This window comes from Streptomyces sp. NPDC052016 (assembly GCF_044548445.1).
GTDB lineage: Bacteria > Actinomycetota > Actinomycetes > Streptomycetales > Streptomycetaceae > Streptomyces.
On the sequence record NZ_JBIUBX010000059.1, the window covers coordinates 1 to 10,544 of the forward strand.

Sequence of the window (10,544 nt, forward strand, 5' to 3'; positions counted from 1 at the left end):
CACCGTCCTGGTTGACGGCGGACCCCCGGATCACCGCCAGCACCCGGTGCCCGTTGCGCTGAGCGTCCGACAGCCGTTCCAGCACCAGCAGACCCACGCCCTCGGACCAGCCGGTGCCGTCGGCGGAGGCCGAGAACGCCTTGCACCGCCCGTCCGGCGACAGACCCCGCTGCCGACTGAACTCGATGAACGTGCCCGGCGTCGCCATCACGGTGACACCGCCCGCGAGGGCGAGCGAGCACTCCTCCTGGCGCAGGGCCTGCGCCGCGAGGTGGAGGGAGACCAGGGAGGACGAACAGGCGGTGTCCACGGTCACCGCCGGGCCCTCCAGCCCGAAGGTGTACGCCACCCGGCCGGAGGCGATGCTGCCGGTGCTGCCGGTCAGCAGGTAGCCCTCGAAGCCCTCGGGTGCGTTGGGGATACGGGAGCCGTAGTCGTCGTACATCACGCCGGCGAAGACGCCCGTGCGACTGCCCCTCAGGTCGGCCGCGTCGATGCCGGCCCGTTCGAAGGCCTCCCACGCCGTCTCCAGCAGCAGCCGCTGCTGGGGATCGATGGTCGTCGCCTCGCGGGGGCTGATGCCGAAGAACCCGGCGTCGAACCGGTCGGCGTCGTAGAGGAAGCCGCCTTCGCGGGTGTACGACGTCCCCAGGTGGTCGGGGTCGGGATCGTAGAGGTTGTCGAGGTCCCAGCCCCGCCCGTCGGGGAACGCGCCGATGGCGTCGCGCTCGTTGCTCAGCAGCTCCCAGAGGTCCTCGGGAGAGGCGACACCGCCGGGCAGCCGGCACGCCATGCCCACGATCGCGATCGGCTCGTGCGCGCGCTCCTCCAGGTCGTGCACACGCTGCCGGGTCTCGCGCAGGTCGACCGTGGCGCGCTTGAGGTAGTCGCGGAGTTTCTGCTCGTTGCTGCTCATGCCTACCTGCCGAGTTCGTTGTCGAGGGCCGCGAAGAGCTCGTCGTCGCTTGCCAGGCCGAGATCGTCGTGGGTGGGGGCGCGGTCCACCGTGCGCAGCAGGCCACGCAGCCGCGCCGCGACCGTGCCTGCCTCGTCGCCGTCGCCGTCGCCGTCGGACGCTCCGACGGTGGAGAGGACTGCCTCGAGAGCGTCCAGAGCGGCCAGGACCGGGGAGACCGTCTCACCGACCAGCTCGCGCCACAGATGGTCGGCGAGTGCCTCGGTGGTCGGATGGTCGAAGACCAGCGTGCTGGGCAACCGCAGCCCGGTGGCGTCGTTCAGCCGGTTGCGCAGCTCGACCGCGGTCAGTGAGTCGAAGCCGAGGTCCAGCAGGCCGCGCTGGACGTCGATCGTCCGCGGCTCCGGATGCGCCAGTACGACTCCGATCTGTTCCCGGACGAAGTCGAGCAGCAGCTGCCGCTGATCGGCCTCCGGAAGGCCGGTGAGGCGCCGCGTCAGCGGGATCGCCGCTCCGCTCTCCGCTGTGGAGCCGGTGCGCCGGTCAGCGCGCCGTTGGCCGCGCAGCAGACCCCGGTAAACCTCGGGCAGCGTGTCGCCGAGGCCGCGGAGTGCGGCGAGGTCGAGAGCGGCGGGGACCAGCACCGGCCGGTCGTCCGGCTCCGTCCCGCCGACGGCGAGGGCCTGGTCGAAGACGGCGAGGGCCTGTTCGGTCGGCATCGGGAGCACTCCGCCGCGCGCGAGCCGGGCACGGTCGGTGCGGCCCAGCTCGTTCGCCATGCCGTCCTGCCACATGCCCCAGGCGAGCGACACGGCGGGCAGGCCCAGGGTGTGCCGGTGCCGGGCCAGGGCGTCGAGGAAGGTGTTTCCCGCGGCGTAGTTCGCCTGTCCGGCGTTGCCGACCAGTCCGGCCAGCGACGAGAACAGCACGAAGTGGGACAGGTCCAGGCCGGCGGTGAGCTCGTGCAGGTTCCATGCGGCGTCGACCTTAGGCCGCAGGGCGCGGGAGAGGTGCTCCGGGCCCATCGCCTCCAGAGTGATGTCGTCGACGACGCCGGCCACGTGGACGACCGCGGTGAGCCGGTGTTCGTCCGGGACGGACGCGATCAGCTCGGCCAGGGCGCCGCGGTCGGCGGCGTCGCAGGCCGCGACCCGTACGTCCGCGCCGTACGCGGTCAGCTCGGCGGCCAGTTCCTCGCCGCCGCCGCGGCGGCTGGTCAGGAGCAGTCGGCGCGCGCCGTGGTGGGTCACCAGGTGCCGGGCGATCCGGCCGCCGAGGGCGCCCGTTCCGCCGGTGATGAGCACCGTGCGCTCGGGGTCGAGCGTCGCCTTGCGGTCCGGCGTCGCCGCCCGGGTCAGCCGTGGTGTGCGGGCCGTACCCTCGTGCAGCACGAGGTGCGCCCGGGGGTCCGCGAGTGCCGCTGCCAGTCGCGGCCGGCTGTCGGGGTGATCGTCGGTGATCACGTGCTGGAAGCGTCCGGGGTGTTCGGACGCGGCGGTCCTGATGAGGCCGGTGAGCGCGCTGTGTGCGAGGTCCTCGGTGGCGACGACGGCGAGTCGTGAGCCGCTGAGGGACTCGGTCCGCAGCCACTGCCGCAGCACGGCCAGCACCTCCTCGGTGATCCGTCCCGTTTCGTCCGGAGCGGCCGGGCGGACCGGCAGGACCACCACCTCGGGAGCGGGGGCGCCTTCGGCCGTGCGGGCGGCGAGGTCGGCGAGGTCGGCGTGGTGCTCGGCCTCGATGCCGAGGTCCGCCGAGCCGAGGAGGGCGATGGTCGACGGGGCCTTGCCGGGCAGATCCACGGCGACGGGTTCCAGGCCGTACACCGGGGTGTCGGAGCCGCGGCCGGCGAGGAGCGTCTCCAGTGGTACGGCGCGCAGCGCAAGCGACTCGACCGTGGCGACCGGTGCGCCGGTCTCGTCGGCGACGCCGATCGCGACGGTCCCGTCCTCGTGGGGCGAGAGGGTGACGCGCAGGGCTCCGGCGCCCCGGCCCGGGAGGTGGACACCGCCGAACGAGAACGGCAGCCTGAGCTCGGCCGATTCCTCGAGAAGCAGCGCGTGCAGGGCCGCGTCGAACAGCGCCGGGTGGAGGGTGAAGCCGTCGGCGTCGACGGTGGGCCGCACCTCGGCGTAGAGGGTGTCGCCCGCTCGCCAGGCCGCGTGGAGCCCCTGGAACGCGGGACCGTACTCGTAGCCCCGGTCGGCCAGGCGGTCGTACAGGTCCGTGACCGGCAGGGGTACGGCGTCGGCCGGCGGCCAGACGGCGGGTCCGGCGGTGGGCGGGGTGTCCGCGGGGGCGAGGGTGCCGGTGGCGTGCCGATCCCAGCCGCCGTCGTCGCGGTCGCCGCGCGAGTGAAGGGTGACGGGGCGCCGGCCGTTCTCGTCCGGGCTGCCGACGGTGATCTGCAGCTGGAGCGCGCTGTCGGCCGGGAGCACGAGGGGTGATGCGAGGGTCAGTTCTTCCAGGAGGTCGCAGCCGAAGGCCGTGCCGGCGTGGACGGCGAGTTCGACGAGGGCGGTTCCGGGAACGAGCACTGACCCGGCCACGGCGTGGTCGGCCAGCCAGGGATGGCTGCGGACGGAGATGCGGCCGGTGAACAGGGCGCCGTCGGAGTCGGCGAGCGGTATCGCCGCGCCGAGCAGCGGATGCGCCGTACTGTCGAGTCCGGCCGAGGTGACGTCACCGCCGCCGGGGCCCTCCGTCAGCCAGTAGCGCCGGCGCTGGAACGGGTAGGTCGGCAGGTCCTGGGTTTCGTGGGCCACCTCGCCGAACAGCGCCCGCCAGTCGACGGGCACTCCGCGTACATGGGCGTGGGCCACGGCGGTGATCAGGGTGTGCGGTTCGGGACGCCCGGCGCGCAGGGTGGGGACCAGCAGCGTGTCCGTGCCGAGGAAGTCCTGTCCCATCGCGCTCAGCACGCCGTCGGGCCCGAGCTCGAGGAAGGTCCGTACCCCTTCGGCCTCGAGCCGGCGCATCGCGTGCAGGAAGCGCACCGGCCGGCGGACGTGTCGGACCCAGTACTCCGGTGTCCCCAGTTCCTCGTGCCCGACGGGCTCGCCGGTGAGGGTGGAGACGATCGCAAGGGTGGGCGGAGCGAAGCGGATTCCTTCGGCGACCGAGCGGAACTCGTCGAGCATGGCGTCCATGTGAGGGGAGTGGAAGGCGTGGCTGACGCGCAGGCGCCTCGTCTTGCGTCCGCGGGCGGCCAGTTCGGCGCCGACCTCCTCCACGGCTTCCGGATCGCCGGAGAGCACGAGAGAGTCGGGTCCGTTGACCGCGGCGACGCCCAGGCGGTCCTCCCGTCCGGCGAGCAGCGGCAGTACCTCTTCCTCCCCGGCCTGCACGGCGAGCATGACTCCACCCTCGGGCAGGGCCTGCATCAGCCGGCCACGGGCGGCGACCAGCCGTGCGGCGTCCGGCAGGGACAGCACTCCGGCGACGTGCGCGGCGGCCAGTTCGCCGATGGAGTGTCCGGCGAGGAAGTCCGGCCGTACGCCCCAGCTTTCCAGCAGCCGGTAGAGCGCGACCTCGGTGGCGAACAGGGCGGGCTGGGTGAATCCGGTGCGGTCCAGCAGGTCCGCGTCGTCACCGAACAGGACGTCCCGCAGGGGCCGTTCGAGCCACTGGTCGAGTTCGTCGCAGACGGCGTCGAGGGCTCGGGCGTACGTGGGGTGGGCCTCGTACAGTTCGCGTCCCATGCCCAGGCGCTGGCTGCCCTGTCCGGTGAACAGGAAGGCCGTGCGGCCGTCGACCGGCGTTCCGCGCACGGGGAGCCCGGCGAGCCCGTCGGCCGTTTCCTCGACGGTCGAGGCCAGTACGACGGCGCGTTCCGGCAGCGCGGCGCGGCCGAGTGCGAGGGTCGCCGCCGCGGCGGTCAGGTCGGTCGCCTCGGTGAGTGCGCCGGCCAGTCGGTCGGCCTGTGCCCGCAGGGCCGCCTCCGTCTGCGCGGACAGCACCAGCGGTACCACCGGCAGGGGTTCGGCCTTGGGGACGGGACGGGGGGCCGGGGCCTGTTCCAGGATGATGTGGGCGTTGGTGCCGCTGATGCCGAACGAGGAGACGGCCGCCCGGCGCGGGCGGTCCGTCCGCGGCCACTGCCGGGTCTCGGTCAGGAGTTCCACCGCGCCGGCCGACCAGTCCACGTGCGGGCTGGGTTCGCCGATGTGGAGGCTCTTCGGCAGGACGCCGTGCCGCATCGCCTGGATCATCTTGATGACGCCCGCGACACCGGCGGCGGCCTGGGTGTGCCCGATGTTGGACTTGAGCGACCCCATGGCCAGGGGTGTGTCCCGTTCCTGGCCGTAGGTGGCGAGTACGGCCCGGGCCTCGATCGGGTCGCCCAGGGTGGTGCCGGTGCCGTGCGCCTCCAGGGCGTCGACGTCGGAGGTGGTCAGGCCCGCGTTGGTCAGCGCCTGGCGGATGACGCGCTCCTGGGAGGGCCCGTTGGGCGCGGTGAGTCCGTTGCTCGCGCCGTCCTGGTTGACGGCGGTGCCCCGGATCACGCCGAGGATCCGGCGACCGTTGCGCTCGGCGTCCGACAGCCGCTCCAGCAGGAGCACTCCGGCGCCCTCGGCCCACGCGGCCCCGTCGGCGTCGGCGGAGAAGGACTTGCAGCGCCCGTCCGGGGCCAGGCCGCGCTGCCGGCTGAACTCGACGAACAGGGTCGGGGTGGCCAGCACGGTCACGCCGCCGGCCAGGGCCATGGTGCACTCGCCGTTGCGGAGGGCCTGCGCGGCCAGGTGGATGGAGACCAGCGACGACGAGCAGGCGGTGTCGACGGTGATCGCCGGGCCCTGGAGACCGAAGGTGTAGGCGACCCGGCCGGAGGCGACGCTCACCGTGCTGCCGACGGACAGGTAGCCCTCGAGGTTCTCCGGAGCGTCCTTCAGCCGTGCCGCGTAGTCGTTGGCCATCACGCCGGCGAACACGCCGGTCTGGCTGCCCTTGAGGGAGGCCGGGTCGATCCCGGCCCGCTCCAGGGCCTCCCAGCAGGTCTCCAGCAGCAGGCGCTGCTGCGGGTCCATCGCGGTGGCCTCGCGGCCGCTGATGCCGAAGAGGCCGGGATCGAACTGCGGCGCGTCGTAGAGGAATCCGCCGTGACGCGTGTAGGACGTACCGGGATGGTGGGGGTCGGCGTGGTACAGGCTGTCCAGGTCCCAGCCGCGGTCGGTCGGGAACGGGCCGATCGCGTCCCGTTCGTCGCTCAGCAGCTGCCACAGCTCCTCGGGGGACCTGACGTCGCCCGGGTAGCGGCAGGCCATCGCCACGACGGCGATCGGCTCGTCCGTGGCGAGCGCGGCGGACGCGGCCGGCGAGGTCGCGGTCTCGGTCCGTGCGGCGGCGGAGCCGAGCAGTTCGGTCCGCAGGAAGCCGACCAGCTCCGCCACGCTGGGGTGGTCGAACACGAGCGTGGCCGGGAGCCGCAGGCCACTGGCCGCGTTCAGCCGGTTGCGCAGTTCCACGCCCTTGAGGGAGTCGAAGCCCAGCTCGCTGAACGGGCGGTCGGGTGCGACGGCGTCGGCCTGGTCATGGCCCAGGACGACCGCCACCACTCCGCGCACCAGGTCCAGGAGCGTCCTGTCCTGGTCCGCCGGCGCGAGGGTCGCGAGGCGTTCCTGGAGGGAGCCGCCGCCGGGCGCGTCACCCGCGGCGGCGGGCCGCGCACCGCGCACCAGCTGGTGGAAGAGGGGCGGCAGTGTGCCCTCTTCCCTCTTGGCCCGCAGGCCGGTGAAGTCCAGCGCCGCGGGCACCAGCACCGGGCGGCCCGTCGCCAGGGCGGCGTCGAACAGGGCCAGCCCCTGTTCGCTGCCCATCGGGGCGATGCCGTCCCGGGAGAGCCGGGCCAGGTCGGCTTCGGTCAGGTGGCCGGTCATGCCGCTGCCCTCGGCCCACAGGCCCCAGGCGAGGGAGGTGGCGGGCAGTCCGAGGGAGTGCCGGTGCAGCGCGAGCGCGTCGAGGTAGGCGTTGGCCGCCGCGTAGTTGGCCTGTCCGGGTGCCCCGACGGTGCCGGCCAGCGAGGAGAACAGGACGAAGGCGTCCAGGTCCAGGTCCGCGGTGAGGGCGTGCAGGTGCCGGGCCGCGTCGATCTTGGGCCGCAGCACGGTGTCGAGCCGTTCGGGGGTGAGGCTCTGCAGCGTGCCGTCGTCGAGGACTCCGGCGGTGTGCACGACGGCGGTCAGCGGGTGTGCCGCGGGGATCCCGTCCAGCAGCCGGGACAGGGCTTCGCGGTCGGCCGTGTCGCACGCCGCGATGACGACGTCCGCACCGTGTGCGGTGAGTTCCGCCTCCAGCTCCAGCGCTCCCGCCGCGTCACGGCCTCGGCGGCTGACCAGCGTCAGGTGGCGTACGCCGTGTTCGGCGACCAGGTGACGGGCCAGGAGTTGCCCGAGGACACCGGTGGCGCCGGTGATCAGCACGGTCCCGTCCGGGTTCAGCGACGGTGCGGCGCCGTCCTGGGGCGCGGACCTGGAGAGACGCGGCACCGACGGCACCCCGTCGCGCAGGCGGACCTGTGCGTCCGGCACGCCCAGCGCCCGCGCCAGGTGGGTCTCGGAGACTTCCCCGTCCGCCACGTCCAGCAGCCCGAACCGGTCGGGGTTCTCCGTCATCGCGGTCCTGACCAGACCCCACACGGGGGACGACGCGAGCCCGTCCTCGGTGTGGCCGGTCGTCGCGTCGCGGGTCACGAACACCAGCCGGGAGCCCGCGAAGCGTTCCTCGCGGAGCCATTCCTGCGCGAGGCGCAGTGCCCGGTGCGCCACGGCACCGGGTCCCTGGTCCCCGGAGAGGGGCACCAGGACAAGGGGCGGGGTCCCGACGACGCTCGCGAGGTCGGGGTGGCTTCCCGCCGGTGCGGGCAGACCGGACCCGGCGTCGGCGAGCACGGCCCAGTCGGCGGCCGGGGTGCCTTCCGGCGCCGCCGTCCACTCGATCTCGAACAGCGGCCGGCGCGGTGCCGCCGCCTTCGCCAGCCGACCGGCGTCGACGGCACGCAGGCTCAGGCTCTCCACCGAGGCGATGGGAGCGCCGCTCGCGTCGGCGACGGCCAGCGTCGCCGCGCCCGGCCCGGTGGGCGCGATCCGCACCCGCAGCACGGTGGCGTGCTGGGCGTGCAGCCGGACGCCCGTCCAGGCGAACGGCAGCACCAGGCGGCCGTCGCCCTCCGCGAGCGCCAGCGGGTGCAGTGCGGCGTCGAGAAGAGCCGGGTGGATGCCGAACTCACCGGCCGGCGTGTCCTCCGGCAGGGCGACCTCGGCGTAGAACTCCTCGCCGTCGCGCCACAGGGCGCGCAGCCCGCGGAAGGCGGGGCCGTACTCGAAGCCCCGTTCGCCGAGCGTGTCGTACGCCGAGGACAGGTCGACCGGTTCGGATCCGGCCGGCGGCCAGGTTTCGCTGACCGGGTCGGTCGCGCGCCCACCGGCAGGGTTGAGTACGCCGGTGGCGTGCAGGGTCCACGGATGGTGGGGGGCGTCGTCGGACCCCGGCTCGGGCCGGCCGTGGACGGACAGCGCGCGCCGGCCGTCCCCGCCCGCGGCCTCCACCACGACCTGCAGCTGTACTCCGCCGCTTCCCGTGAGCACCAGGGGTTCCTGCAGGGTCAGCTCGTCGAGCTGGTCGAGTCCGGCGTGGTCACCCGCCCGGACGGCGAGGTCGACGAAGGCGGTGCCGGGCAGCAGTACCGTTCCGGCGACGGCGTGGTCGGCCAGCCAGGGGTGAGTGCTCGGGGAGACACGGCCGGTGAGGATCAGTTTGTCCTCGTCGGCCAGCCACAGTGCGGCGCCGATGAGCGGATGCCGCTCGGCCGTCATCCCGAGCCCGCCCGCGTCCGCGCCGGCCCTCGCCGTGCCTTCCAGCCAGTGCCGGCGGCGCTGGAACGGGTAGGTGGGCAGGTCGACGGCCGCTCCCGGCCCGCCGAGCACGGCGGCCCAGTCGACCGGCGCGCCCGACACGTGCGCCTGCGCGGCGGAGGCCAGGAAGTCGTCGAGCCCGCCCTGGTCGCGGTGCAGCGAACCCAGTGTGACCGCGCCGTCGGCCGAGCTGTCGTCGATGGTCTCCTGGAGGGCGATCGTGAGCACCGGGTGCGGGCTGATCTCGATGAACTGCCGGTGTCCCTGGGTGAGCAGGGTGCGGGTGGCCTCTTCGAGCTGGACGGTCCGGCGGAGGTTGCGGTACCAGTAGGCGCCGTCGAGCTCCTCGCCCGCCAGCGGCTCCCCGGTGACGGTGGAGAGGAACGGTACCTCGGCCCGCCGTGGCGTCAGCGTGGCGAACGCCTCCAGCAGTTCGTCCTCCAGATCTTCGACGTACGACGAGTGGGAGGCGTAGTCCACCGGGATGCGCTTGGCCCGCACCTTGCGGTTCCTGCACTCGGCGAGAAGCGCGTCGAGCGCGGGCACGGAGCCGGCGACGACCACGGAGTGCGGTCCGTTGTGGGCGGCGATGTCGATGGCGTCGCCGTGGTCGGCGATCAGCTCACGCACCTCGGCCGCCGGCAGTGCGACCGAGACCATCCCACCCGTTCCGGCCAGCCGCACGATCGCCCGACTGCGCAGCGCGACGACCTTCGCCGCGTCCTCGAGCGACAGCGCCCCGGCCACACAGGCCGCCGCGATCTCGCCCTGCGAGTGCCCGATCACCGCATCCGGGCGCACACCGACCGACTGCCAGAGCCTGGCCAGCGACACCATCACCGCCCACAAAGCGGGCTGCACCACGTCCACCCGGTCAAGACCCGGGGCCCCGTCGACACCCCGCAGGACGTCCAGCAGGGACCAGTCCGTGTACGGCGCCAGCGCCTCCGCGCACGCGGAGAGCTGCTCGGCGAACACCTGGGAGGACTCCAGCAGGCCCAGGGCCATGCCCTCCCACTGCGAACCCTGCCCCGGGAAGACGAACACCGTCCTGCCCGGCGCGGCCGCGACGCCCTGGAGAAGATCCGCCGCCGGCTCACCGCCGGCCAGCGCGGACAGCCCCGCCATCAACTCCGACCGATCCGCGCCGGACACGGCTGCCCGGTAGGGCAGTTGGGGGACGCGGGTGGCCAGCGCCGCGGCAAGGTCGGCGGCGTCCGCGCCTTCTTCGAGCAGTCCCTGAACCTGGCCGGCCCGGGCGGCCAGCGCGGCCTGGGACTTCGCCGACACCAGCACCGGGAGCTGCACCCCGACCGGTCGCGCCTCGGACTCCGCGGGCGGCTGCTCCAGGATCACGTGGGCGTTGGTGCCGCTGATACCGAACGAGGACACGGCGGCCCGGCGCGGACGTTCCGCCTGCGGCCACTCCCGAGCCCCGGTCAGCAACTCCACGGCACCCGCGGACCAGTCCACATGCGGCGTCGGCTCGTCCACGTGCAACGTCGCCGGAAGCGTCCCGTGGCGCATCGCCATGAGCATCTTGATCACACCCGCCACACCCGCGGCAGCCTGCGTGTGACCGATGTTCGACTTGATCGACCCCAGCCACAGCGGCGACTCCTCCGGCCGCCCCTGACCATAAGTCGCCAGCAAGGCGTTCGCCTCGATCGGGTCGCCCAGCCGCGTCCCCGTGCCGTGCGCCTCCACCACGTCCACGTCCGCCGCCGACACCCGCGCATTGGCCAACGCCTGACGGATCACCCGCTCCTGCGACGGAC

The 10,544-nt window shown here is 73.8% G+C and carries 2 protein-coding genes; both read right to left on the reverse strand.

Annotated features, from left to right (window positions below):
• On the reverse strand, window positions 1–916 hold a 916-nt coding region (locus tag ACIHAR_RS39460), incomplete at its 3' end, for a beta-ketoacyl synthase N-terminal-like domain-containing protein (RefSeq protein WP_400024079.1).
• 2 nt (window positions 917–918) lie between these two features.
• Window positions 919–10,544: SDR family NAD(P)-dependent oxidoreductase (locus ACIHAR_RS39465; protein WP_400024080.1), on the reverse strand; the 9,626-nt coding region annotated here is incomplete at its 5' end.